This is a genomic window from Microvirga medicaginis (genome assembly GCF_052658925.1).
Map to the genome: position 1 here is coordinate 187,482 of NZ_JBQWEL010000005.1, position 24,047 is coordinate 211,528.

General features: G+C 64.7%; 18 protein-coding genes. 7 read left to right on the forward strand and 11 right to left on the reverse strand.

The genetic code is table 11. From position 1 onward, the window contains the following. Positions 1-23: 23 nt before the first annotated feature. Entirely contained in the window at positions 24-1,826 is a 1,803-nt protein-coding gene (recQ, locus tag ACUXUR_RS09465) for a DNA helicase RecQ (protein ID WP_445502094.1), read from the reverse strand. Next, a complete protein-coding gene (locus tag ACUXUR_RS09470; protein ID WP_445502095.1) occupies positions 1,823-3,094 on the reverse strand; it encodes a BaiN/RdsA family NAD(P)/FAD-dependent oxidoreductase in 1,272 nt (423 codons plus the stop codon). The genes recQ and ACUXUR_RS09470 overlap by 4 nt, the downstream gene beginning before the upstream one ends. A gap of 156 nt (positions 3,095-3,250) precedes the next feature. Here ACUXUR_RS09470 and ACUXUR_RS09475 point away from each other — a divergent pair, with 156 nt between their 5' ends. After that, the gene (locus tag ACUXUR_RS09475; RefSeq protein WP_445502096.1) at positions 3,251-3,715 is read left to right on the forward strand and encodes a CAP domain-containing protein; all 465 of its coding nucleotides are present in this window, start codon (positions 3,251-3,253) and stop codon (positions 3,713-3,715) included. A 97-nt stretch (positions 3,716-3,812) separates the two neighbouring features. After that, positions 3,813-5,591, forward strand: coding sequence for an SLC13 family permease (locus ACUXUR_RS09480; protein ID WP_445502097.1), 1,779 nt, complete (start codon positions 3,813-3,815; stop codon positions 5,589-5,591). Positions 5,592-5,598: 7 nt separating this feature from the next. Here ACUXUR_RS09480 and ACUXUR_RS09485 read toward each other — a convergent pair whose 3' ends face one another. Further along, positions 5,599-5,871 carry a hypothetical protein gene (locus tag ACUXUR_RS09485; protein ID WP_445502098.1) on the reverse strand — a complete coding sequence of 91 codons (273 nt, stop codon included), beginning with the start codon at positions 5,869-5,871 and terminating at the stop codon, positions 5,599-5,601. Between the two features lie 610 nt (positions 5,872-6,481). Between ACUXUR_RS09485 and ACUXUR_RS09490 the strand changes: the two genes are divergently transcribed. Next, on the forward strand, positions 6,482-7,480 hold the full coding sequence (locus ACUXUR_RS09490) for a DMT family transporter (RefSeq protein ID WP_445502099.1): 999 nt from the start codon (positions 6,482-6,484) through the stop codon (positions 7,478-7,480). A gap of 167 nt (positions 7,481-7,647) precedes the next feature. On the opposite strand, the gene ACUXUR_RS09495 is transcribed toward ACUXUR_RS09490, so the two are convergent. After that, the gene (locus tag ACUXUR_RS09495) at positions 7,648-8,610 is read right to left on the reverse strand and encodes a hypothetical protein (RefSeq protein WP_445502100.1); all 963 of its coding nucleotides are present in this window, start codon (positions 8,608-8,610) and stop codon (positions 7,648-7,650) included. 231 nt (positions 8,611-8,841) lie between these two features. On the opposite strand from ACUXUR_RS09495, the gene ribA reads away from it, so the two are divergent. After that, positions 8,842-9,954 (forward strand): GTP cyclohydrolase II RibA, encoded by a 1,113-nt coding sequence (gene ribA, locus ACUXUR_RS09500; protein ID WP_445502167.1) that lies wholly within the window; start codon positions 8,842-8,844, stop codon positions 9,952-9,954. Positions 9,955-10,100: 146 nt separating this feature from the next. Beyond that, positions 10,101-11,783 (forward strand): L-lactate permease, encoded by a 1,683-nt coding sequence (locus ACUXUR_RS09505; RefSeq protein WP_445502101.1) that lies wholly within the window; start codon positions 10,101-10,103, stop codon positions 11,781-11,783. 69 nt (positions 11,784-11,852) lie between these two features. Here ACUXUR_RS09505 and ACUXUR_RS09510 read toward each other — a convergent pair whose 3' ends face one another. From ACUXUR_RS09510 to ACUXUR_RS09530, 5 genes are all read right to left on the reverse strand, one after another. Beyond that, the gene (locus ACUXUR_RS09510) at positions 11,853-13,022 is read right to left on the reverse strand and encodes a M20 aminoacylase family protein (protein ID WP_445502102.1); all 1,170 of its coding nucleotides are present in this window, start codon (positions 13,020-13,022) and stop codon (positions 11,853-11,855) included. 201 nt (positions 13,023-13,223) lie between these two features. After that, positions 13,224-14,435: a peptide ABC transporter permease gene (locus ACUXUR_RS09515; RefSeq protein WP_445502103.1), complete on the reverse strand. Its 1,212-nt coding sequence runs from the start codon at positions 14,433-14,435 to the stop codon at positions 13,224-13,226. Positions 14,436-14,688: 253 nt separating this feature from the next. After that, positions 14,689-15,579: a 3-hydroxyisobutyrate dehydrogenase gene (gene mmsB, locus ACUXUR_RS09520; protein WP_445502104.1), complete on the reverse strand. Its 891-nt coding sequence runs from the start codon at positions 15,577-15,579 to the stop codon at positions 14,689-14,691. Between the two features lie 101 nt (positions 15,580-15,680). Further along, positions 15,681-16,832: an isobutyryl-CoA dehydrogenase gene (locus ACUXUR_RS09525; RefSeq protein ID WP_445502105.1), complete on the reverse strand. Its 1,152-nt coding sequence runs from the start codon at positions 16,830-16,832 to the stop codon at positions 15,681-15,683. Positions 16,833-16,979: 147 nt separating this feature from the next. Further along, the gene (locus ACUXUR_RS09530) at positions 16,980-18,476 is read right to left on the reverse strand and encodes a CoA-acylating methylmalonate-semialdehyde dehydrogenase (RefSeq protein ID WP_445502106.1); all 1,497 of its coding nucleotides are present in this window, start codon (positions 18,474-18,476) and stop codon (positions 16,980-16,982) included. 111 nt (positions 18,477-18,587) lie between these two features. On the opposite strand from ACUXUR_RS09530, the gene ACUXUR_RS09535 reads away from it, so the two are divergent. Together ACUXUR_RS09535 and tal are read left to right on the forward strand one after the other, a co-directional pair. After that, the gene (locus ACUXUR_RS09535) at positions 18,588-19,478 is read left to right on the forward strand and encodes a LysR family transcriptional regulator (RefSeq protein WP_445502107.1); all 891 of its coding nucleotides are present in this window, start codon (positions 18,588-18,590) and stop codon (positions 19,476-19,478) included. A 71-nt stretch (positions 19,479-19,549) separates the two neighbouring features. Beyond that, positions 19,550-20,521, forward strand: coding sequence for a transaldolase (gene tal, locus ACUXUR_RS09540; RefSeq protein WP_445502108.1), 972 nt, complete (start codon positions 19,550-19,552; stop codon positions 20,519-20,521). A gap of 164 nt (positions 20,522-20,685) precedes the next feature. On the opposite strand, the gene ACUXUR_RS09545 is transcribed toward tal, so the two are convergent. Both ACUXUR_RS09545 and amaB read right to left on the reverse strand, forming a co-directional pair. Further along, positions 20,686-22,365: a thiamine pyrophosphate-binding protein gene (locus ACUXUR_RS09545; protein ID WP_445502109.1), complete on the reverse strand. Its 1,680-nt coding sequence runs from the start codon at positions 22,363-22,365 to the stop codon at positions 20,686-20,688. A 74-nt stretch (positions 22,366-22,439) separates the two neighbouring features. Beyond that, positions 22,440-23,984 carry an L-piperidine-6-carboxylate dehydrogenase gene (gene amaB, locus ACUXUR_RS09550; protein WP_445502110.1) on the reverse strand — a complete coding sequence of 515 codons (1,545 nt, stop codon included), beginning with the start codon at positions 23,982-23,984 and terminating at the stop codon, positions 22,440-22,442. Between the last annotated feature and the right edge of the window lie 63 nt (positions 23,985-24,047).

A 24,047-nucleotide genomic window follows, 5' to 3' on the forward strand; every position in this document is an offset into this window, starting at 1 on the left:
GGGGGAGGTCTGCTTTCAGAACCTCAAGCCGCGTGCGCTTTCAGGACCTCGAGAAACGCATCCGCATAGCGATCCAATTTCGCCTGTCCGACTCCGTGAACCTCTCCGAAAGCGTGCACGGTCGTGGGGCGTTTCGCCGCCATGTCGATGAGGCTGCGGTCGGAGAAGATCACATAGGCCGGCACGCCCTCCTCCTTCGCCAGACGCGTGCGCAGCGCCTTGAGATCGAGGAGCAGCGGATCGTCGGACGGCACGATGGCTTCCGCTTCGATGCGCGAGCGACGGCGGCGGCGATCGGCAGGCTTCATGAGAACGTCGGAGCGCAGCTCGATCCGCTCCTGGCCTTTGAGCACGGCGACGCCCTTGTCGGTCAGGGTCCAGCGGCCGTATTCGGCGAGCTCCAGGCTCACAAGCCCGGCGGCGTAGATCTGGCGCAGGAGCGAGCGCCATTCGTTCTTGGAGCGGTCCTTTCCGACGCCGAAGGTTTTCAGCTTGTCGTGACCGAAGCGAAGGATCGCCTCCGTCCCGTCGCCCACGAGGATGCTGATGAGGTGCTCCGTGCCGAAACGCTCGCCGGTGCGCACGATGGCCGAGAGAATCTTTTGCGCTTCGATGGTGCCGTCGAAGGACATGACGCCTTCGATGCACAGATCGCAATTGCCGCAAGGCTCGGTGGTCTCGCCGAAATAGGCGAGCAGCGTCTGACGGCGGCAGCGCGGTGCCTCGCACAAGGCGACGAGCGCATTGAGGCGTTGGAGTTCGACACGCTTCTGCTCGCCGGCCGCATCGCTCTGTTCGATCTGCAGGCGGCGCAGGCGCATGTCGTCGAGGCCATAGAGAGTGAGCGTGTCGGCAGGCGCGCCGTCGCGGCCCGCGCGGCCGATCTCCTGGTAATAGGCCTCGATGGATTTCGGCAAAGCCGCATGGGCGACGAAGCGCACGTCGGGCTTGTCGATGCCCATGCCGAAAGCGACGGTGGCGACCATCACCACGCCGTCCTCTTGCAGGAAGATGTCCTGGTTCTTCGCGCGCTCGGCCTGATGCATGCCGGCGTGATAGGGCAGCGCGCGATAACCTGCCTGGCTCAGCGAATCCGCGAGCTTCTCCGTCGCATCGCGCGACGAGCAATAGACGATGCCGCTCTCGTGCCGGTGCTTGTCGAGGAAGGAGAAAAGCTGACGGCGCGCATGCTCCTTCGCCTGCATGGCAAGACGCAGGTTCGGGCGGTCGAAGCCGTGGATGAAGAGGCGCGGTTCCTCCTCGAACAGGCGATACATGATGTCGCCGCGCGTCGCCACGTCGGCGGTGGCGGTGAGCGCGATGGTCTGCACGTTGCCGAGACGACGGCGTACCTCGCCGAGCATGGCGTATTCGGGGCGGAAATCGTGGCCCCATTGCGAAACGCAATGCGCCTCGTCGATGGCGAGCAGGTTCACGCCGGAGCGCCCGAGCCATTCGGTGGTGCCGGTATTCGCCAGGCGCTCGGGCGAGGCATAGAGAATGCGCATGCGCCCATCGCGCACGGCGTCCGCTACGCGGCGGTTCTCCTCCGGGTCGTTGGCGGAGTTGAGGCTTCCCGCCTCGATGCCGAAATGGCGCAGGGCCGCCACCTGATCGCGCATGAGGGCGATGAGAGGCGAGACCACGAGGGTCAGGCCTTCCCGGGCCAGGGTCGGCAGCTGATAGCAGAGCGACTTGCCCGCGCCCGTCGGCATGATGGCGAGCACGTCCTCTCCGGACAAGACGGCGCGCACGATCTCCTCCTGTCCTTCGCGGAAGGAGGGAAAGCCGAAGACGTCGTGGAGAATCTGAGCGGGATCGATCACGTATGCCGTGTGGCCGATGACGGATTCGAGGTCAATGCGGCATCGGGAATCCGAAGGAAGGAAAGCACGCCTTTGGCCGCCGCGATGCCGGTGGCGAAGGTGGCCTGGAGCAGGTAGCCGCCGGTCGGGGCCTCCCAATCCAGCATCTCGCCCGCCACGAAGACCCCCGGCATGCGCCTGAGCATGAGGTTTGGGTCGAGTTCGCTGAAAGGCACCCCGCCTGCCGTGGAAATGGCTCTTTCTAAGGGTTTCGTGCCGGTGAGCGTCAGCGGCATGGCCTTGATGAGCCGGGCGAGAGCCTCGGGTTCCGCCGGCAGCTGGGGCGCTGATTCGCGTAAAATGGCGATGCCGAGGGGGCTCAGGCCCGCCGCCTTGCGCAGGAAGGTGGAGGCGGACTGGCCCTTGCGGGGGGCGCTCAGGCGCTTTTCGAGGGTTTCCAGGGAGAGGTCGGGCCGCAGATCCACGAGAAGCGTGGCGCTGCCCTTACCTTCGATCACGTTGCGCAGGGGACCTGAGAGGGCATAGACCGCGCCGCCCTCGATGCCGTCCGCCGTGACGATCGCTTCGCCCTTCACCGTCACGCCCTCGAAGGTGAGGGCGATTCGTTTCAGGGGCTCGCCCTCGAAGCGGCTGCGCATCACCTCCGACCAGGGCAGGACGAAGCCCATATTGGCCGGGCGTAAGGGCGCGACAGCGATACCCTTGGCCTGAAGCACGCCGGCCCAGGAGCCGTCCGAGCCGAGGCGGGGCCAGCTCGCTCCGCCGAGGGCGAGGATGGTCGCATCCGGCTTACGTTTGACAGTCCGGCCTGCGGCATCGGTGAAGACCAGGGCTCCTTGCGCATCCCAGCCCTGCCACGTGTGCCGCAGGGCAAAGCGCACACCAAGGCTCTCCGACCGTGTCAGCCAGGCCCGCAGGAGAGGGGAGGCCTTGAAGGCCTTCGGGAACACGCGTCCGCTCGAGCCCACGAAGGTCGCCTGCCCCAGGCCCTCGCACCACGCTCGCAGGTCTTCCGGAGTGAAGGCTTCGATGAGGGGGCGCAAGGCGGGTTCGGCCTCGGCATAGCGGGTGACGAATCGCTCGAAATCCTCGGAATGGGTCAGGTTCAGGCCGCCTCGTCCCGCCATCAGGAATTTGCGCCCGACCGAGGGCATCCGGTCGTAGACGGTCACCGCGACGCCCGCGCGCGCAAGAACTTCCGCCGCGATCAGGCCGGCAGGGCCCCCGCCGACAATGGCGGCCTTGAGGGAAGAGGAGGGCAGGGACATGCGCTCAGCTGACGCGGAAAGGAACAAGGGGATGGTCTGGACCCTCGCGCTGCAGCATGGCATTCAGCGCATCGGGTCGTGGCTTTTCCACATGACCACCACGGGACTTTTTTGCAAGAGGAGCGGTGTCTCAAGCCGCCCCCAAGGGGAATATCGATGCGTGTTCTTTTCGTCTCGGCCCTGATCGTGCTGGCGCTTGCGGGCTGCGCCGGCGATACGGCGCTCAACAATGGGGACGTCGTTCTCGCCAGCTCCACCAAAGATGCCGCGGAGGCCGCCAAGCTCATCTCCGCCTACCGCGTCTCCAGGGGCTTGAGCCCGGTGACGGTCGACCCGAAGCTCAATGAGGCAGCGGAATACCAGGCGCGCGTGGTGGCGGCCGCCGGCAAGCTCAGTCACGGCAATTTCGCGGGCCGCATGGATAAGTTCGGCGTCATCGGCTACTCGGCCGAAAATCTCTCGGCGGGCGCGGATAGCGTCGACGGCACCATCACCCGGTGGAAGAATTCTCCCGGCCACAACACCAATCTGCTGATGCCTCAGGCCAGCAGAATCGGCTTTGCCCGTGCCGACGCCAACAACCGCTACGGCCGCTATTGGGCTCTCGTGCTGGGGCAGTAAGCAGGCTTTCCCGCGCCAGGGGCCCGTATCAGGGGCCGGGCACAAAGAAGGGCGGTCGCGCGTTAGGAGCAAGGTTCTCCTCTTTCGCGCGTCCTCCATGACCCATCAGCAAATGCTCTCCTTCGCCATCATCGCCGGGATGATGGCGCTCTTCGTCTGGGGACGCTTCCGGTACGATCTCGTCGCGGTCCTGTCGCTATTGGCGGCGGTGCTGGTCGGCATCGTGCCCGCCGACAAGGCGTTCTCGGGATTTAGCGACGATATCGTCATCATCGTCGCCAGCGCGCTTCTGGTGAGCGCGGCGGTGGCGAAATCCGGCGTGCTGGAGGCCGCTCTCAACCGGGTGGCGCCTTATCTGCGCAGTGAGCAGAGTCAGGTGATCGTTCTGGTTACGGCGGTGACGGTGCTCTCCGCCTTCGTGAAGAATATCGGCGCACTGGCGATGATGATCCCCGTTGCGTTCCAGATCGCGCGGCGCACGAACACGCTGCCCTCCAGCTTCCTCATGCCCATGGCCTTCGGCTCGCTGCTCGGCGGCATCGTCACGCTGGTCGGCACCTCGCCCAACATCATCGTGTCGCGGGTGAGAGGCGAGCTGTTGGGCGAGCCGTTCGGCATGTTCGATTTCACGCCGGTGGGCGTCGGCATCGCGCTGGCGGGCGTGGCGTTTCTGGCCTTCGGCTATCGTCTTTTGCCGAAGGGCCGCAAGGGCGCGGCCTCGCTGGACGAGGCGCTCAACATCAAGGACTACATCACCGAAGCGCGCGTCATTCCTGAATCCGATGTCGTGGGGCAGACGGTGGCGGACCTGCACCGGCTCGCCAATGGCGAGGTGAAGGTGGCGGCCATCATCCGCAACGAGACGCGCAGCTCCAGCCCGCTGCCGGACGTCAGGATCCGCGAGAACGATCTTCTCATGCTGGAGGGCGAATCCGAGGCGCTCGAGAGCACCGTGGCCCGCGCCGGCCTCAAGCTCAGTCGCGAGCATCGCCAGCCTGAAACGGACGAGGCTTCGGACGAGATCGGGGTGATCGAGGCCATCGTCGGTCCGAGCTCCGCGCTCGCCGGTTTGTCGGCCGAACGGATTGGCCTCTACGAGCGATTCGGTGTGAACCTCATTGCCGTGAGCCGCAGCGGCGAGCGCTTCAAGGAGCGCCTTCGCACCATCACCTTGCGGCCCGGCGATGTGCTCGTGCTGCAGGGCAATCTCAAGAGGCTGCCGGATACCCTGCGCGATCTCGGCTGCCTTCCCCTGGCCGAGCGCGAGATCCGTCTCGGCAACGCCCGCAGGAGCTTCGTGCCGATCGCCATTCTCGGCGTCACGATGGTGCTCGTCGCGTTCAACGTGCTCCCTGTGTCCATCGCCTTCTTCGGCGCCGGCGTGCTGCTCGTTCTCTCCGGGGCACTCACCCTGCGCGAGGCTTACGAGACCATCGAGTGGCCGATCATCGTCATGCTCGGCGCGCTGATCCCGGTCAGTGAATCCATCCGCACCACGGGCGGTACGGATCTGATCGCGGGCTGGCTGTCATCAGCGGCGCAGATGCTGCCGCCCACCGGCGCGCTCGTGCTCATCATGGTGGCGGCCATGGCGGTGACGCCGTTCCTCAACAATGCCGCGACCGTGCTCGTGATGGCGCCCATCGCGGCGAGCTTCGCCACGCAGCTCGGCTTCAGGCCCGATGCGTTCCTGATGGCGGTGGCGATCGGGGCGGCCTGCGATTTCCTCACGCCCATCGGCCACCAATGCAATACCCTGGTGATGGGTCCCGGCGGCTATCGCTTCGGCGATTACTGGCGGCTTGGCCTGCCGCTTTCGCTCATCGTGGTGGTGGTCGGAACGCCGCTGATCATGGTCTTCTGGCCCCTCCGTTAAGGAGACATCATCGCAGGATGGCGGTCAGAAGAAGGGTCGTGCCGGCGGCCGATGAGGCCAGCGCGATAATCATGGACCAGAGATGCATCCTGTTCCGCTCAGCCTGGTTCAGCAACGGGCGGATGCGCGAATCCGAGCGGCCGAAGATGAAGCTGGCATTGCGCTCCGGCCGCTGTGTATGCGGCATGATGCAGAAACTCGACCGCACGGAGCTGCGCGATTGGCCATAACGGTGATCGCCGGCGCTGTAGGACGGGTGGTGAGAGCTCTGCAGGTTCATGCTGGAGGCTTCCAGGGGCGGGTGAGGCCTCTAACCTCGGCTCAAGGGATGAACGAGCGGTAAAGGTCCGGAGCGATCCACAATCTTCGTAAATCAAATCTTTCCAATCTGCTTCTGCGGTGCGGGCATCATGCGTCGGAAGCGATACGGCCAGAAGACGTGAATCCCCGGCACAAGTCCGGGGATGACGAGAGGGGCTATTTCGGTTCCCGCCCACGTCATGGCCGTCCCCGGACTCGATCCGGGGATCAGACCCGGCCATCCACGTCCTAAGCTCCCGCGCGTCGAAAACACGGGTTTCCGAAGCGGATTCCACCTCTCACGTCTGGTGCTCTAAGCAGCCTGCTCAGCAGACAGTCATGTTGAGCATCGGGTCTCACTTCGAGACCCTTTCGCGAAATTGAGCTCTGTCTCGCGCAACATCTTGCCTCCGATGGCGGCAAATCCATCCGGCCCGGCACGCTGGGATAAGCTATCTCAATACCTTGGAGGATGTTGTTGAAGGGAGACTTCGGGCCGCTCCACAGCCGATGACATTCATCACAGAAATCGGGTCGCGGACGCCTCTCTCCTATGGCATGAGATGTCTCCAAACATCCGGGACAGCCTCATGACTCAAGCGCCCATCCAAAAGACCATCGCAGCCTCCGATTGGGCGCTGCTCGGCCTGCTCTCCGTCATCTGGGGCGGCTCCTTCCTGTTCGTCGGCGTGGCAGTCAAGGAATTGCCGCCGCTCGTCATCGTGGCGCTGCGGGTTTCGCTGGCTGCGCTGACCCTGCAGATCGTGCTCCGGGCCATGGGCATGCGCCTGCCGCGCGAGCGTCAGGCCTGGGCCGCCTTTTTCGGCATGGGCATCCTCAACAATGTGATTCCCTTCAGCCTGATCGTCTGGGGCCAGAGCCACATCGCAAGCGGCCTCGCCTCGATCCTCAACGCCACCACGCCACTCTTCACGGTCGTCGTGGCGCATTACCTGACCAGCGATGAAAAGCTCACCGGCTCGCGCCTCGGCGGCGTGATCGTCGGCTTCATCGGCGTCGCGGTGATGATCGGCTCGGCGGCCCTCACATCGCTGAACACCAATGTTCTGGCACAGCTCGCGGTCCTGGGCGCAGCATTGTCCTATGGCTTTTCCGGCGTGTTCGGGCGCCGCTTCAAGACACTCGGCATTCCGCCCCTCGTGGCGGCCGCCGGGCAGGTCACGGCATCGAGCTGCATTCTCCTGCCCGTGAGCTTCATCGTCGACAGGCCCTGGACTCTGCACATGCCGAGCATGACGACCATTCTGTCGCTGCTTGCCCTTGCGCTCGTCTCGACGGCGTTCGCCTATCTCATCTTCTTTCGCCTGCTCGCGCGGGCGGGGGCGACGAATGTGGGCCTCGTGACCTTCCTCATTCCGGTCAGCGCCATTCTCTTCGGTGTTCTGCTCCTCGGCGAGACGCTGGAAATGCGGCACATGGCGGGCATGGGACTGATCGCGGCGGGTCTCATGCTGATCGACGGGCGGCCCGTGGCTGCGATGCGCCGGTGGTTCAGCGCCAGAGCATTTTTCGGCGAAGTGGATCCGGTTCGCCGTCAAAAAATGCGTCTCAGCAAAGAAAAGAATTGATCCCGCGTGAGAGCACCGGACGAGAAAAGTGGATCTGCACTTTTGGGATTGGTCCTTCTCCCGTCGTCATGGCCGGGCTTGTCCCGGCCATCCACGTCTTTGAACCACCGCGCCAGAAGACGGGATGACGGAGGAGAGTTTTCGACCGGGGCAGGATTGAGCGGCTCTTACCGCGAAAGGGCCGGTTCCGCGCGGAAATGGTTGAACATCATGTCCGGTGCGCTGGTGTTGTGGCGGGAGGGCACGAGCCGTCCCATCCAGGCATCGGTCGCCTTCGCGTCGCGGAAATTCATGATCATCTCCTCGCGCCAGGAGCGGGCCTTCTCTTCGCGCACGGCGATGCGCGCCACATCGGCGTTGAACTCAGTCACGTACATCGAGCGCAGCGTGGCGAAGGGCACGCCGGTGACCGTCTGATCGAAGCTTACGTCGAGCGTCATGCGCTCCTCGTTGAGATTGACGACCGTCACACGGGCCTGTCCGCCTTTGGCGAGGGTGAGCGTGAAGCTCATGGTTTTGGGGTCGAAGGCCACATCCTTCAGGTTTGTCACCGGGCGCTGATCGAACTCCACGGGGCCGACGATGAAGGACGAGCCGTAGGCTGTCCATTCCAGGTGTTGCGGCGGCAGCGGCTTGATGCGCCAGTAGCCGTCGCCCGGATACAGGGCGATCACCTCTTCCGCCTTGCCCTTGTGCTTCTTCAGAAGCTGCAGCAGGTGGATGTCGCGTGAAACCTTGCCGCCGATCGTCACCGTGGTGTCGCTCGGGCGCCAGAATTCGGTGAAGGAGAGGCCCATGATGCGCACCTGATCGTCCTCGAAGAGCGTGTGCATCACAGGGTGCGGCTTCGCGGAGGTCGCTTCCGAGATATCCTCGCAGGCCGTCCAGTCCGGCTCCCAGCGGTCCTGTTTCAGGCTGCCCATATAGGCCGGGTGTACGGCCTCGATCCTGAAGCTCCTCACCTCGGGCGAGGCGAAATTGACGGCCACATTGTCCTTTTCCGCGCAGAGCACCGGCTCGCTCGTATTGGTGACCTGAACGGCCAAGCCGTCGAGGGTAGCGGCCTGCGCCAGGGAGGTGAGGCCGAGGAAGCCGAGAGCGAGAAACCGGGGGAGGAGCGTGCGGACCATCAAAACCATCTTTTGGAAAAACTGTCTGAGCCGTATCGAACGGCACAGATAGCTTGGCTGAGGGGCTCCGTCGAGCCGGCCTGTTGATAGGGCATGGCAGCCATCCCATCTCCAGGATTAGAGTTCCAGGCCCGCCTGTGATAAGGTCCCTCCAAGCGGCAAGCTTGGCTTTAAGCAGCCAGGTGCCCGAATTCTCCATCACGAAAAGGGTCTTCCCTGAGTTCATCGATGATGCGCCTGACTTTGAGCCTGTCCGACAATCCCGCCACGACCTCGGTCGAGCGGGCGATCATGGAGTTCCGCAGCGCCCGTCCCGTCGTGATCGACAGGGCTGATGGCAGCGCGCTCGTGGTCGGCGTCGAGGACCTGGATGAGGCCAGGACTGCCGAGATCGAGGCCGTCGCCGGAGGCCGTGCCCATCTCGTGCTGCCGGCTGCGCGCCTGCGCCGTCTGGGGCTCGAGCGGGACGTGCCCGGACGTGTGGCTCTGCCGGTCGTGGAGCGGGAGCGGATCGAGGCGCTGGCCCTCAAGCTCGACAGCCGCATCGATGCGCCGGTCCGGCCGGCCTGCGGCCTGGACGAGGAGGCGCTGGAGCTCGCCCGCCTCTCCCTGGTCCTGCCCGCCGTGATCGTGGTGCCTCTGTCCGACGGGATCGACATCGATCCCTCCCTGGTGCGCGTCTCCGGGACAGCCATTCGCGATTATCGCCGCGCCAAGGCGGCGGATCTCTCCCTCGTCAGCCGTGCGCCGGTGCCGCTCGAAGGTGCGCCCACCAGCGAGTTCGTCGTGTTCCGCGGAGGCGAGGGCCTGCGCGATCAGGTGGCGATCATCGTCGGCAAGCCCGATCTCTCCAAGCCCGTGACCGTGCGGCTCCATTCCGCCTGTCTCACGGGCGATCTCTTCGGCAGCCTCAAATGCGATTGCGGTGACCAGCTGCGCGAGACCGTGCGCTTCATGGCGAATAACGAGGGCGGCATCCTGCTCTATCTCGATCAGGAAGGACGGGGGAACGGCATCGCCAACAAGATCCGCGCCTATAAGCTCCAGTCCCAGGGCTACGACACCTACGAGGCCGATGAGGTCTTAGGGTTCGAGGCGGATCAGCGCCGTTTCGATTTCGCTGCCGTGATGCTGAAGAAGCTCGGTGTGAGCGCGGTGCATCTCATGACCAACAATCCGGAGAAGATCCGGGCGCTCTCGGAATCCGGCCTTCAGGTGATCTCCGACCACCGCGTGCTGGGGCGCCCGACGGCGGAGAACGTGAGCTACCTCGCCGCCAAGCGGGATCGCGCCGGGCATTACATCGATCTGGAAGGTCTGCTCGCCTGCTCCAACAAGGATTGATGGGCGCTCAGATCAAGATTCCCCTTAAGTCCATATTGCCGCACTGGAATAACCTTCTAGCTTTTCCCGAAGGCGGAACGACCGCTCCGGCCTGACCGCCTCGCCATGTGTGCCAGCTTGCGCTGGCGGGTTCAGGGGAAAAGCCCATGTGGAGCCAAGTCTATAATCCGTTCGGCAGCGCCACGTTGTCGACAATAGCAGCGGCCATTCCGGTGGTCCTGCTTCTGGTGATGATCGCCTCCGGCAAAGTGAAGGCGCATATCGCCGCCGTGATCGCCCTCCTGGCGGCGATTGCCGTTTCCGTCTTCCTGTTCACGATGCCCGCCGGGCTTGCCACGCGTGCTGCGTTGTTCGGCGTTGCAACCGGCATGTTCCCGATCGGCTGGATCATCCTGAACGTCATCTTCCTCTACCGGCTCACGGTGGAGAGGGGATGGTTCGCCACGCTTCAGCAATCCGTCGGTGGCATCACCACGGATCGCCGTCTGCAACTGCTTCTCGTCGCCTTCGCCTTCGGCGCGTTCTTCGAAGGCGCCGGCGGCTTTGGGACGCCGGTTGCCGTGACGGGCGCGATCCTCATCGGCCTCGGCTTCTCGCCGCTCGCCGCCTCCGGTCTCTCGCTCATCGCCAACACGGCTCCGGTGGCCTATGGCGCGCTCGGCGCGCCGATCCAGGGCCTTGCTTCCGTCACGGGCTTCGACCCTTACGTGCTCGGCGCGATGGTCGGCCGCCAGCTGCCCTTCTTCTCGCTGATCGTACCGTTCTGGCTGATCTGGGTCTTCGCGGGCTTTCGCGGCATGCTGCAGGTGTGGCCGGCAATCCTGATCTGCGGTGTCTCCTTCGCGATCCCGCAGTTCCTGATCTCGAACTACATCAATCCGTGGATCGTCGATATCGGCGCCTCCCTCATCTCCATGGCCTGCCTCGTCGGTTTCATGCGGATCTGGCATCCGAGAGAGATCTGGACCTCCCCGGCTCTGCGCACGCACGACGTTTCCGCGGGCACTCTGACGCGGCCCGCGCCTTTGAGCGCCGGCACGGCCAATGTGACGCCGCAGGCGTCCCGCAACGAGATCATCTGGGCCTGGGTGCCGTGGATCATCCTGTCGGTGATCGTCGCGATCTGGGGCACGGGCTGGTTCAAGTCGCTCGTCAACCCGATCTTCACCTGGAGCTACCCGATTCCGGGCCTGCACAACATGGTGCAGAAGGTGGCGCCCATCGTGGCCAATCCGACGCCGGAGCCTGCGGTCTTCGCCTTCACCTACATGTCCTACACGGGCACGGGCGTGCTGATCGCGGCGATCATCTCCGGCCTGGTCATGGGCTTCTCGCCGTTGCGGCTCATCACGGCCTGGTTCGAGACGATCTGGGTGCTGCGCTACTCGCTCATCACCATCGCGGCGATGCTGGCCATCGGCACGCTGACACGCTTTTCGGGCCTCGATGCCACGCTCGGTCTCGCCTTTGCCGGAACGGGCATCCTCTATCCGTTCTTCGGCACCTTGCTCGGCTGGCTCGGCGTGGCGCTGACGGGGTCCGACACAGCCTCGAACGTGCTGTTCGGCGGATTGCAGAAGATCACGTCCGAGCAGCTCGGATTGTCGCCTATTCTCATGGCCGCCGCGAACTCATCCGGTGGCGTGATGGGCAAGATGATCGACGCGCAGTCCATCGTCGTGGCCTCCACGGCGACGAACTGGTTCGGTCATGAGGGCAGCATCCTGCGCTTCGTGTTCTGGCACTCCATCGTGCTCGCCTGCCTGGTGGGCATGCTCGTGATGCTGCAGGCCTACGTGTCTCCGTTCACGTCGATGGTTTTGCATTAGCAGAACGCAGGGTTGAGAAAGAAAATCGCCGCCGGAGATGATCCGGCGGCGTTTTTGTTTCGAAGCCGTTCAGCGGGCCGGCATTCCGGTTTCGATGATCTTCGCCCAGAGCGACACACCATAGGGCGTGGCGGCATCGTTGAAGTCGTAAGCCGGGTGATGCACGCCTGCCGTGTCTCCGTTGCCGAGGAAGATGTAGGCGCCCGGGCGCTTCTCCAGCATGTAGGAGAAATCCTCCGCGCCCATCTCCGGCGGGAAGTTCGTTTCCACCGCGCTCTCGCCCGCGACGGCTTTCGCGACGGAGGCGACGAACCCGGTTTTCTCCGCATCGTTCACCGTCACCGGGTAACCGCGATTGTACTGGATGGTCGCCGTCGCGCCGAAAACCGCGCAGGTGTTCTCGACGATGGTGCGGATGCGGGTCTCTGCCAGCTCGCGAATGGCCGGTGAGAGCGTGCGTACGGTGCCGAGCAGCGTTGCCGTCTGCGGGATCACGTTGAAGGTGTCGCCCGCCTTGATGGTGCAGACGGAGACGACCACCGATTCCAGCGGGTCGACGCTGCGCGAGGCGACGCTCTGCAGGGCCGTGATCACGTGCGACGCCGTGACGATGGGATCGATGCATTTATGCGGATAGGCCGCGTGGCCGCCCTTGCCTTCGATGGTGATCGTGAAGCGATCGGCCGCCGCCATGGTGGGGCCCGTGCGCATGGCGAAATGGCCGACAGGGATGCCCGGCCAATTGTGCATGCCGTAGACCTCCTGGATGCCGAAGCGCTCCATGAGGCCGTCCTTCACCATGGCGTCGCCGCCACCGCCGCCTTCCTCCGCCGGCTGGAAGATCACGACCGCCGTGCCGTCGAAATTGCGCGTCTCAGCCAGATATTTCGCCGCGCCCAGGAGCATCGCCGTGTGGCCGTCATGGCCACAGGCATGCATCTTGCCCGGCGCCTTCGATGTGTAGGGCAGATCGGTGGCTTCCATGATCGGCAGCGCGTCCATGTCCGCCCGAAGGCCGATCACCTTGCCGGATGAATTGACCCGTCCCTTGATGACGCCGACCACGCCCGTGCGGCCGATGCCGGTCACCACCTCGTCGCAGCCGAAGCTCTTCAGCTTCTCGGCCACGATCCCGGCGGTACGATGCACGTCATATTCGAGCTCGGGATTCTCGTGAAAATCCCGGCGCCAGGCCGTGATCTCATCGGCCAGATCGGCAACGCGGTTGATGATGGGCATGGGACATCCTTTGCGTGAATCGATAAGCCTTTAGCGCATCGTGCGGAAAAGTGGATCCGGTTTTCCGCAATCAACGATGCGCTCCTCTCAAGAATGAGCATCGGATGGATCCCAAAAGTGCATCCCACTTTTGGGTCCGATGCTCTAGCGAACCAGAGGCAGGGGGCGCCGGTCAATCCTCAAGGGACGATGCGCTTCGTCTCAGCGCAGGCGGCGCAGGATGGCCTTCGGCCGCTTCGTGCGGAATTGTCCGCGCTCGACCGCCACGAAGACCAGGACCAGCACGACGAGCGCGGTGAACCACCAGACCTGGGCGGTGCCGATGCCGCAGGCGCCAAGGGCGAAGGCCGAGGCGAAGGACGCCATGATTCCCGGGCCAAGGATCGGACGGTCTCCACCTGCATTGAAAGCCGCCTGAGAGAGCAGGATAGCACCGGAGACGGCTCCTAAGACGCCAAGTTCGTACCAGATATCGAACAGGACGCTGAAGGGAGCTGCAGGAGGCACGAGGCCGAACAGGCGTCCGCGCCAGGCTGTCTCCAGGCCGTGGCCGGTCAGAAGGCGTAAGGGTTCCTTGAGAATGAGCGCCTGCCATGCATCGAGGCTGGCCACAGCGTGGGAGGTGGATCCGAGAATACCCCCGGCAACAGGCTTCAGCAGAAATGGCAGGGCCGGAGCGGCAATCAGGAGGACCGCCATGAGGAGGCCGATCAGGCGGGTGCCGGTTCTCGGGCTCATCGCCGTCAGGGCAAAGGCGACGGCGCCGGTGGTCAGGCCGATGAGCGGCAATTCATCCATTGTCAGGAAGGTGCTCACCGCCACTGCCAGGGCGAGGGTCACGGCCTCGAGGTTGCGTCCGCGGGAATGGAGCCAGGTCACGGCGGGCCAGAGCAGCAGGACGAGCACGACGATGCCCCGCTCCACGCCGGTTCCGTCAGGGTCGAAATTTCCGCCTTCCCGGAACAGCATCGCGATGGCGATCAGGGCGGCGAGACCAACGCCGAGGGGCAGCAGGTAGAGATTGGCCGAGCGCATCCGTTCCGGCAGTGCCAGATATCCCGCCAAGGCCATCAGACCCATGGCGATGATGTTGAGGAGCCGCTCCGAAGCCTGCGGCACGAAGGGGGTCCAGATCAGGGAGAGCCCGGCCCAAAACACCAGAACGAGTCCGGAGAGCCCAGCCCGCGAGGTCACGAAGCTGACGGTTCTCTGCCATGGGTTCCTGGCTGTGCCGTCGAGAAAGGCCGCGAGGACGATGAGGGCCACGGCCAGGGGAGCCATCACCACGAGGGCGCGACGGGTGAAGAGGGCAGCCAGCGGAATGGCAAACAGCAGAATCGCGAAGCCAAGGCGCCGCAGCAGGGCGGCGGCGTCGGCGGACGGACTGGCCGTAGGAAGGGCGGAACGGACCATGCAGGCGAGCAACCCTAGGTTGGGCGATCAAGGAGAGGTTAAGCTAATGGATGTGGGGTTCAAAAGCTGTAGGTGCGGTGCAACACATCCGAAAACCTTTGCTGTTCCCGAGGGCACAGGGTCCCCTCACCCTTTTCGTCATCACCGGCCTTGTGCCGTTGATCCCGATGCAGTTTGAGTGGGTCGAAAGCCGGTTGGCCAGGAACGATCCCCGGATCAAGTCCGGGGATGGCCATGACGAGAGAGATCCCAGTCAGCCTTTCTGCCCGCGCAGGAAGTTGATGATGCCGGAGAAGTCGTCGCCTTCGTGGCCTGCGCCGTTGAAGAGCGCGTAGAGCTGAGCAGCCTCTGCACCGAGCGGCGTCGAGGCACCGGAGGCGAGTGCCGCTTCCTGAGCGAGCTTCAGATCCTTCAGCATCAAAGCTGCCGCGAAGCCCGGCTTGTAGCCGTTGTTCGCGGGCGAGGTCGGCACCGGGCCGGGAACGGGGCAATAGGTGGTGAGCGACCAGCACTGGCCCGAAGAGGTGGAGGCCACGTCGAACAGAGCCTGATGCGAGAGTCCGAGCTTTTCGGCCAGAACGAAGGCCTCCGCGACACCGATCATCGAAATCCCGAGGATCATGTTGTTGCAGATCTTCGCCGCCTGCCCCGCGCCGGCCTCGCCGCAATGAACGACCTTCTTACCCATCTTGGCCAGAATGGGCTCGGCACGGTCGAACGCCTCCTTGGCGCCACCTGCCATGAAGGTGAGCGTCGCGCCCTTCGCGCCGCCGACGCCGCCGGAAACGGGCGCGTCGAGGCTCATGAGGTTGCGCTCCTGCTCGCGCGCCATGACATGCGCCTTGCGGGCGCTTTCCACGTCGATGGTGGAGCAGTCGATGAGAAGCGTGCCTTCCCTGACGGAGGGCAGGATGTCGGTCCAGACCGAGAGCACATGCTTGCCGGCGGGCAGCATGGTGATCACGACCTCCGCATCGCGCACCGCGTCAGTTGTGGAGCCTGCGACGCTCACGCCGTCCGAGCGCGCGTGATCGCAGGACGCGGGCGACAGATCGAAGCCGGTGACGGCATGGCCTGCCTTGGCGAGATTGGCGGCCATGGGTCCGCCCATGTTGCCGAGGCCGATGAAGGCAATGTTGGTCATGGTTCCTCCGTTCCGTGTTTTCTTGATTGGATGGTCGTGAGCAGTTTGTGGCTGGTGGTGAGGCGCCGTTGCCGGCGTCTGCGTCACCCGCCAACCACCACTTACCGATTGCCACGTCCCACCAGATCGCGCGCCACGATGAGGCGCATGATCTCGTTGGTGCCTTCGAGAATCTGGTGCACGCGTAAGTCCCGCACGATCTTCTCGACGCCGTAATCGGCAAGATAGCCGTAGCCGCCATGGAGCTGCAGCGCGGCATTTGCCACCTCGAAGCCTGTGTCGGTCGCCATGCGCTTGGCCATGGCGCAGAGCTTCGTGGCATCGAGCGCCTTGGCGTCGAGCGCGGAAGCCGCGCGCCACAGGAAGGTGCGTGCTGCTTCGAGTTCCGTCGCCATGTCGGCGAGCTTGAACTGCAGCGCCTGGAAATCGACGATGCGCTTGCCGAAGGCCTTGCGGTCTCCTGCATAGGCGAGCGCCTTGTCGAGGGCTGCCTGCGCGCCGCCGAGGGAGCACGCGCCGATATTGAGGCGCCCGCCGTCGAGGCCCGACATGGCAATCTTGAAGCCCATGCCCTCGTCCGACAGGCGGTTCGCCACGGGCACGCGCACGTCCTCGAAGATCACGGCGGCGGTGGGCTGTGCGTTCCAGCCCATCTTCTTCTCCTGCGCGCCGAACGAGACGCCGGGCATGGTCTTCTCGATCACGAGCGTCGAGATGCCGGAGGGGCCTTCCTCGCCCGTGCGCACCATCGTCACGTAGATGTCGGATGTGCCGGCACCCGAGATGAACTGCTTCACGCCGTTGACGATGTAGTGATCGCCGTCACGCACGGCGCGGGTCTTCAGCGCCGCCGCGTCAGAACCCGAGCCCGGCTCGGTGAGGCAATAGCTGCCGATGGTTTCCATCGTGCAGAGAGAGGGCAGAAAACGCTGGCGCTGCTCTTCCGATCCGTAGCGGTCGATCATCCACGCGACCATGTTGTGGATGGAGAGGAACGCCGAGATGGCGGGACAGCCGGTGGCGAGCGCCTCGAAGATGAGCGCCGCGTCGAGCCGCGTCATGCCCGAGCCGCCCACATCGTCGCGGGTGTAGATCGCGGCCATGCCGAGGCTTGCTGCTTCGCGCAACACGTCCACGGGAAAATGCTTCTTCTCGTCCCATTCGAGCGCATGGGGAGCAAGGTTGTCCGCCGCGAAGGCAAGGGCCATGTCGCGGACGGCGATTTGGTCTTCGGTCAAGGAGAACTGTGTCATGGCTCTAAATCGGCATGAGAGGGGCGCCTCGTGCACCCCGACTTTGGATCTAGAGCATCTATCGGCGAAGTAGTCTCAGGTCGCCGCCGAAAAGATGCGCCCATAAACAAGATGGCCGGGAACGAGCCCCGGCCACCATGAGTGTTCTTATTTCATCGTCGGAATGGAGAATTCCGCGCCTTCCTTGATGCCGGACGGCCAGCGGGAGGTGACCGTCTTCGTCTTGGTGTAGAAGCGGATCGCGTCCGGGCCGTGCTGATTGAGATCGCCGAAGCCCGAGGCCTTCCAGCCGCCGAAGGTGTAGTAGGCGATCGGAACCGGGATCGGCACGTTGATGCCGACCATGCCCACATTCACGCGTGAAGCGAAGTCGCGGGCGGCGTCGCCGTCGCGAGTGTAGATCGCAACGCCGTTGCCGTATTCGTGCTCGGAGGGCAGGCGCAGCGCCTCGTCGTAGTTCTTGGCGCGCACGACCGAGAGAACGGGACCGAAGATCTCTTCCTTGTAGATGCGCATCTCGGGCTTCACCTCGTCGAAGAGGCAGCCGCCCATGTAGAAGCCGTTCTCGTAGCCCTGCATCTTGAAGCCGCGGCCGTCGACCACGAGCTTCGCGCCTTCCTGCACGCCGAGATCGACGTAAGCGCGCACCTTCTCCATGTGGGCCTTCGTGACGAGCGGGCCGTAATCGGCGGACGGATCGGTCGAGGGGCCGACCTTCAGGCTCTCCACGCGCGGGATCAGCTTGTTCATCAGCGCGTCGGCGGTGGCCTTGCCGACCGGAACGGCAACCGACACGGCCATGCAGCGCTCGCCCGCCGAGCCGTAGCCGGCACCGATGAGCGCATCAGCCGCCTGATCGAGATCGGCATCGGGCATGATGATCATGTGGTTCTTCGCGCCGCCGAAGCAGTGCGCGCGCTTTCCATGCGCTGTGGCGCGGGAATAGACGTACTGGGCGATCGGCGAGGAGCCGACGAAGCCCACGGCCTTGATGTCCGGATCGTCGAGGATCGCGTCCACCACTTCCTTGTCGCCGTTGACGACGTTGAGGATACCGGCGGGAAGGCCCGCCTCGACCATGATCTCGGCGAGGCGCATCGGCACGCCGGGATCGCGCTCGGAGGGTTTGAGGATGAAGGCGTTGCCGCAGGCGATGGCAGGCGCGAACTTCCACATCGGGATCATGGCGGGGAAGTTGAACGGCGTGATGCCGGCCACGACGCCGAGCGGCTGGCGGATCGAATAAATGTCGATGCCGGGGCCGGCGCCTTCCGTGAACTCACCCTTCATGAGGTGCGGGATGCCGCAGGCGAATTCCACCACCTCGACGCCCCGCTGGATGTCGCCCTTCGCGTCGGGAATGGTCTTGCCGTGCTCGCGGGCGAGCAGCTCGGCCAGCGAATCCATCTCCTTGGCGATGAGTTCGAGGAACTTCATCATCACGCGGGCGCGGCGCTGCGGGTTGGTGGCGGCCCAGGCGGGCTGGGCGGCCTTGGCATTCTCGACGGCCTGGCGCAGCTCGTCCTTGGAAGCGAGTGCGACTTTAGCGATGACCTCGCCCGTCATCGGTTGGAACACGTCGGCCGTGCGGCCCGATTGGCCCCGAACCTGCTTGCCGCCGATGAAATGTCCGACTTCGCGCATGGCGTTTCTCTCCTGATTTAGGTGTCCTGTTCTAGCATTGTCGAAACTGCACGACTATGGGCGAAGGTAGGCTTCCGTTGTGCAAAAATCCCAATATGCTAAACCGTCGGCATGAGCGCTTTCGACTGGGACGATCTCCGCTTTTTCCTCGCCGTCGCCCGAGCGGGCCGGCTGACGGTCGCCTCCCGTCGCCTGGAGGCCGATCATACCACGGTTTCCCGCCGCATCTCGTCTCTTGAAAAGGCGCTTCAGGCCAAGCTCTTCGAGCGAAAGCCTCAAGGCTACACCCTCACCGAGCAGGGAGAGCGTCTGCTGGCGAAGGCCGAGAGCATGGAAAGTCAGGCTCTGGCGGTCGCCAGCGAAGTAGGCGGCTCCGATCTTGCGCTGTCCGGCACCGTACGCGTGGGCGCGCCGGACGGCCTCGGCACCTACTTTCTGGCGGCGGAGCTCGGCGCGCTGGCCGAGCGCCATCCCGATCTCACGATCCAGCTCGTGGCGCTTCCGCGCACCTTCTCCCTCTCCAAGCGCGAGGCGGACATCGCGGTCACCGTCGAGCAGCCGACGGAGGGGCGGCTCGTCTCGCGCAAGCTCACCGATTACCGGCTGCGGATGTACGCCTCGCAAGACTATATCAAACGGCATGGGGTTCCCGCCGTCCCGGAGGACCTGTCGGGCCGTCTGCTCGTCACCTATGTGCCCGACCTCATCTTCAGTCCGGCGCTGGAATATTTCTCCGGCCTCGAGAAATACGGCCCCCGGCGCTACGAATGCGCCAGCGTGGTGGCGCAGCTGGAAGCCGTGCGGGCAGGGGTCGGCATCGGCATCCTTCACGATTACGCCGCCCGACAATATCCGGAGCTGAAGGTGGTGCTGCCGGAGATCTTCTTCACCCGCACCTACTGGATCGTCACCCATGCGGAGGTCCGCAGCCTCCACCGCATTGCCGAGGTCCATGCCTTCATGCTCGACCGGGTGAAGGCGAATCGCGGCCTTTTCATGTGACGCATTTTCCCTTCACTCAGGCCCCTCAAACCACTAAGTCTGACACTAGAAAAAAATCCACGGAGACCGGAATGCCCTCCAAGCTCGACCAATTGCGCGCCATGACGGTGGTCGTCGCCGATACCGGCGATCTCGACGCGGTGCGTCGCCTGAAGCCTCAGGACTGCACCACCAACCCGACCCTGCTGCTGAAGGCGGTCGAAAACCCTGCCTATGGGCACCTCCTCGAGGAGACCCTGGCCTGGGGCCGGAAGCAGGGTGGATCGCGCGAGGGCGTCGTGGCGGCCATCTGCGACCGCCTCGCCGTTGCCTTCGGGGCGGAGCTCGCCGGCATCGTGCCGGGCCGCGTCTCGACGGAGGTGGATGCGGACCTTTCCTTCGACACGCAAGGAACGATCGCCACGGCGCGGGAGATCATCAAGGCCTATGAGGAGCGCGGCGTCGGGCGCGAGCGCATCCTCATCAAGATCGCCTCCACCTGGGAGGGCATCCGCGCGGCGGAGATCCTCCAGAGGGAAGGCATCGACTGCAATCTCACCCTCCTGTTCTCCATGGCCCAGGCGCAGGCCTGCGCGGAGGCGGGCGTGTTCCTCATCTCGCCCTTCGTCGGCCGCATCCTCGACTGGCACGTGAAGGCGGGCGGCGGCCCCTATACGGGCGAGACCGATCCGGGCGTGATCTCCGTGCGCAACATCTACGCCTCGTACAAGGCGCAAGGCTTCAAGACCGTGGTGATGGGCGCCTCCTTCCGCAATATCGGTGAGATCGAAGCGCTCGCCGGCTGCGACCGCCTCACCATCTCGCCCGCGCTCCTCGACGAATTGGCGAAGGCGGAAGGCGAGCTGCCGCGCAAGCTGTCACCGGAGAGCGTCGAGAGGATCGCGCCTCTGCCGCGCATGGACGAGAAAACCTTCCGCTTCGCGCTCAACGAGGACGCGATGGCGACCGAAAAGCTCGCCGAAGGCATCCGCTCCTTCGTGAAGGACCTGCGCAGCTTGCGCAGCCTCGTCGCGAAGCATCTCGACGAAGCGAAGGCGGCATAAGCCTGTACAGCACTGTCATTCCGGGTCGGCCAAGGGCCGAGCCCGGAACCCATAACCACAATGATAAAAGGAAAAGGCGCTACGATCACCGTAGCGCCTTTCTTGTTTTGCGTCGTGTTTATGGATTCCGGGCTCTCGCTGCGCTCGCCCCGGAATGACAGTGCTCATTTTTTATCCGACAGCGCCTTGTCGCGGATCGCGGAGAGCGACAGGGCGGGCGTGATCGCCTCGGGGTCGAGCATGCAGTGCAGGATCGCAGGCTTGCTGGAGGTCAGAGCGCGCTGGAGTGCGGCAGGGAAATCCTCGGTGGTCTCCACACGCTCGCCATAGCCGCCGAAAGCTTTCGCATAGGCCGCGAAGTCCGGGTTCTTCAGCATCGTCGCCGAGACGCGACCCGGATATTCGCGCTCCTGGTGCATGCGGATCGTGCCGTACATGCCGTTATCAAGCAGGATGACGAGGATCGGCAGGTCGTATTGCACGGCGGTCGCGAATTCCTGACCGTTCATCAGGAAGTCGCCGTCGCCCGCGAACACCACCACCGTGCTGTCGGGCTGAATGCGCTTGGCGCCGACGGCGGCAGGAACGCCGTAGCCCATGGAGCCGGAGGTCGGCGCAAGCTGCGTGCCGTAATGCCGGAAAGGCCAGAAGCGGTGCACCCAGGTGGCGAAGTTGCCCGCGCCGTTGCAGTAGATCGTGTCGGAGGGCATCACCTCGCGCAGGTGCGCCATCACCTCGCCCATCTGCAGATGGCCCGGCACGCGGATCTGCGCCGGGTTGCTCCAGGCGAGATAATCGGCATGCGCGGTCCTGGTGCTCTCGCTCCAGGGCAGTGAGGCTGGCGGATGCACGCCTTCCAGCGCTGCCGTGAAGGCGATGGGCGAGGCGTTGATGGCCAGATGCGGAGAATAGACGCGGCCGAGTTCGCTCGGATCGGGATGGATGTGAACGAGCGTCGAGCGCGGAGCCGGAATATCGAGGAGCGTATAGGCCTGGCTCGGGATCTCGGAGAGACGACCACCCACGAGCAGGACGAGATCGGCTTCCTTGATGCGCGCCAAAAGCTTCGGATTCACGCCGAGGCCGAGATCGCCGATATAGGAGGCATGATCGGCGGGGAAGAGCATCTGGCGGCGGAAGGTGCAGGCGACCGGCAGCTCGAAGCGCTCGGCAAAGCGCACGAAGCGCTGCACCGCGACCTCGGACCAGCGGCTGCCGCCGAGGAGCGCAACAGGATTCTTCGCGCCCTGCAGCAGCTTCTGCAACTCGGCCATCTGCGCGAGCGACGGATGCGTCTCGATCACCTGATAGCGCGGCGCGTCGGCGACGTTCGCCATCTCGGTGAGCACATCTTCCGGCAGCGCGATCACGACAGGGCCAGGGCGGCCTGACGTCGCGACATGGAAGGCGCGCGAGATGATTTCGGGGAAGCGAGCCGGATCGTCCACCTCCGTCGCCCATTTGGCGAGCGGGCCGAAGGCGGCGCGGTAGTCGAGTTCCTGGAAGGCTTCACGCTCGCGCATGCCGCGCTCGATCTGGCCGACGAAGAGGATCATCGGCGTCGAGTCTTGCTTCGCGATGTGAATGCCGGGCGAGGCGTTCGTCGCGCCGGGGCCACGGGTGACGAAGCAGATGCCGGGACGGCCGGTGAGCTTGCCATAGGCCTCGGCCATCATCGCAGCACCACCTTCCTGGCGGCAGACGGTGACGTTGATGTTCGCATCATGCAGCGCGTCCAGGGCCGCGAGATAGCTCTCGCCCGGAACGCAGAAGATGTGATCGACTCCGTGCAGAGTAAGCTGATCGACAAGAATCTGGCCGCCGGTGCGGGAGGTCGCTTTCATGGAAGGCTCGCGATGTAAGAGGATAGATAAAGAAACGGAGGGCATCTCTGCCCTCCGCAATGTTTTTAAGATGATCAGGCGCCGACGTCGAACTTCACGCCCTGGGCCAGCGGAAGCGTGGTGCCGTAATTGATCGTGTTCGTGGCGCGGCGCATATAGGCCTTCCAGGCATCGGAGCCCGACTCGCGGCCGCCGCCCGTTTCCTTTTCGCCGCCGAACGCGCCGCCGATCTCGGCGCCCGAGGGGCCGATATTCACGTTGGCGATGCCGCAATCCGAGCCGGATGCGGACACGAAGGCCTCGGCCTCGCGCAGGTTGAGCGTGAAGATCGAGGAGGAGAGACCGGCGCCAACCGCGTTGTGCTGCTCGATCACCTGGTCGAAATCCGTGTAGCGCATCACGTAGAGGATCGGAGCGAAGGTCTCGCGCAGGACAGGGCCGGTCTGGCTCGGCATCTCGACGAGGGCGGGACGGGCATAGAAGCCGTTGCTGATATCCGTGTAGCGTCCGCCGCCATGCACCTTGCCGCCGGCATTGCGTGCCTCGTCGAGCGCGCGCTCCATGCCCTCGAACGCGGCCTTGTCGATCAGCGGGCCGACGAGCGTGCCCTGCTCACGCGGATCGCCGATCTTCACGCTGCCATAGACCTTCACGAGGCGCGGAACGAGCTGGTCGTACACGCTGTCATGCACGAAGAGGCGGCGCAGCGTGGTGCAGCGCTGACCGGCCGTGCCCATGGCCGCGAAGGCGATGCCGCGAAGCGCGAGATCGAGATCGGCCGAGGGAGCAACGATCGCGGCGTTGTTGCCGCCGAGCTCGAGGATCGCGCGGGCGAAACGCTGAGCGAGCTTCGGACCGACCTGACGGCCCATCGCGGTGGAGCCGGTGGCGGAGAGAACCGGCACGCGATGATCCTCCACGAGGATCTCGCCGATCTCGCGACCGCCGAGGAGAAGTCCGAGCAGGCCTTCCGGCACACCGCCGAAGCGCTTGGCCGCGCGCTCCGCGATGGCATGGGTGGCGAGCGCCGTCAGCAGAGTCTTCTCGGAGGGCTTCCACACCACGCTGTCGCCGCAAACGAGGGCGAGCGCCGCATTCCACGACCACACGGCGACAGGGAAGTTGAAGGCGGAGATCACGCCGCACACGCCCAGCGGATGCCAGGTTTCCATCATGCGGTGGTCGGCGCGCTCGGTGGCGATGGTGAGGCCGTAGAGCTGGCGGGAGAGACCGACCGCGAAATCGCAGATGTCGATCATCTCCTGAACCTCGCCGAGACCCTCGGACACGATCTTGCCGGCCTCCAGCGTCACGAGACGGCCGAGATCGTCCTTGGCCGCGCGCAGCTCCTCGCCGAGCAGGCGGATGAACTCGCCGCGCTTCGGGGCGGGAATATTGCGCCAGGCCTTGAAGGCCGCGTCGGCACGGCCGATGGCGGCCTTGGCCTCCTCCGGCGTGGTCTCGCGGACATGGGCGATCACCTCGCCCGTGATCGGGGAGAGGGCGGGACGGCCCGTGGGAGCGAAAGCGCTGTCCGGCACGCCAAGACGGGCGAGAATGGCGCGGGCTTCCTCCGCCACGCTGGCGGACGAGGTCGAAACGGATTGCAGGGCGGACATTGTCATTCTCCCATGGAACGGGGTTCGGGCTTCTTCTCAAGCCCGCCACCTTCGTTTGTCTTT

Excerpts from the sequence above, each read along its gene's own strand:
- ACUXUR_RS09485 (WP_445502098.1), bottom strand. The coding sequence starts at position 5,871 with ATGAACCTGCAGAGCTCTCACCACCCGTCCTACAGCGCCGGCGATCAC.
- ACUXUR_RS09530 (WP_445502106.1), bottom strand. The coding sequence starts at position 18,476 with ATGCGCGAAGTCGGACATTTCATCGGCGGCAAGCAGGTTCGGGGCCAA.
- ACUXUR_RS09470 (WP_445502095.1), bottom strand. The coding sequence starts at position 3,094 with ATGTCCCTGCCCTCCTCTTCCCTCAAGGCCGCCATTGTCGGCGGGGGC.
- ACUXUR_RS09475 (WP_445502096.1), top strand. The coding sequence starts at position 3,251 with ATGCGTGTTCTTTTCGTCTCGGCCCTGATCGTGCTGGCGCTTGCGGGC.
- ACUXUR_RS09495 (WP_445502100.1), bottom strand. The coding sequence starts at position 8,610 with ATGGTCCGCACGCTCCTCCCCCGGTTTCTCGCTCTCGGCTTCCTCGGC.
- ACUXUR_RS09490 (WP_445502099.1), top strand. The coding sequence starts at position 6,482 with ATGACTCAAGCGCCCATCCAAAAGACCATCGCAGCCTCCGATTGGGCG.
- ACUXUR_RS09515 (WP_445502103.1), bottom strand. The coding sequence starts at position 14,435 with ATGGTCCGTTCCGCCCTTCCTACGGCCAGTCCGTCCGCCGACGCCGCC.
- ACUXUR_RS09525 (WP_445502105.1), bottom strand. The coding sequence starts at position 16,832 with ATGACACAGTTCTCCTTGACCGAAGACCAAATCGCCGTCCGCGACATG.
- mmsB (WP_445502104.1), bottom strand. The coding sequence starts at position 15,579 with ATGACCAACATTGCCTTCATCGGCCTCGGCAACATGGGCGGACCCATG.
- ACUXUR_RS09505 (WP_445502101.1), top strand. The coding sequence starts at position 10,101 with ATGTGGAGCCAAGTCTATAATCCGTTCGGCAGCGCCACGTTGTCGACA.
- ACUXUR_RS09480 (WP_445502097.1), top strand. The coding sequence starts at position 3,813 with ATGACCCATCAGCAAATGCTCTCCTTCGCCATCATCGCCGGGATGATG.
- ACUXUR_RS09545 (WP_445502109.1), bottom strand. The coding sequence starts at position 22,365 with ATGAAAGCGACCTCCCGCACCGGCGGCCAGATTCTTGTCGATCAGCTT.
- ACUXUR_RS09510 (WP_445502102.1), bottom strand. The coding sequence starts at position 13,022 with ATGCCCATCATCAACCGCGTTGCCGATCTGGCCGATGAGATCACGGCC.
- ACUXUR_RS09535 (WP_445502107.1), top strand. The coding sequence starts at position 18,588 with ATGAGCGCTTTCGACTGGGACGATCTCCGCTTTTTCCTCGCCGTCGCC.
- amaB (WP_445502110.1), bottom strand. The coding sequence starts at position 23,984 with ATGTCCGCCCTGCAATCCGTTTCGACCTCGTCCGCCAGCGTGGCGGAG.
- tal (WP_445502108.1), top strand. The coding sequence starts at position 19,550 with ATGCCCTCCAAGCTCGACCAATTGCGCGCCATGACGGTGGTCGTCGCC.
- ribA (WP_445502167.1), top strand. The coding sequence starts at position 8,842 with ATGCGCCTGACTTTGAGCCTGTCCGACAATCCCGCCACGACCTCGGTC.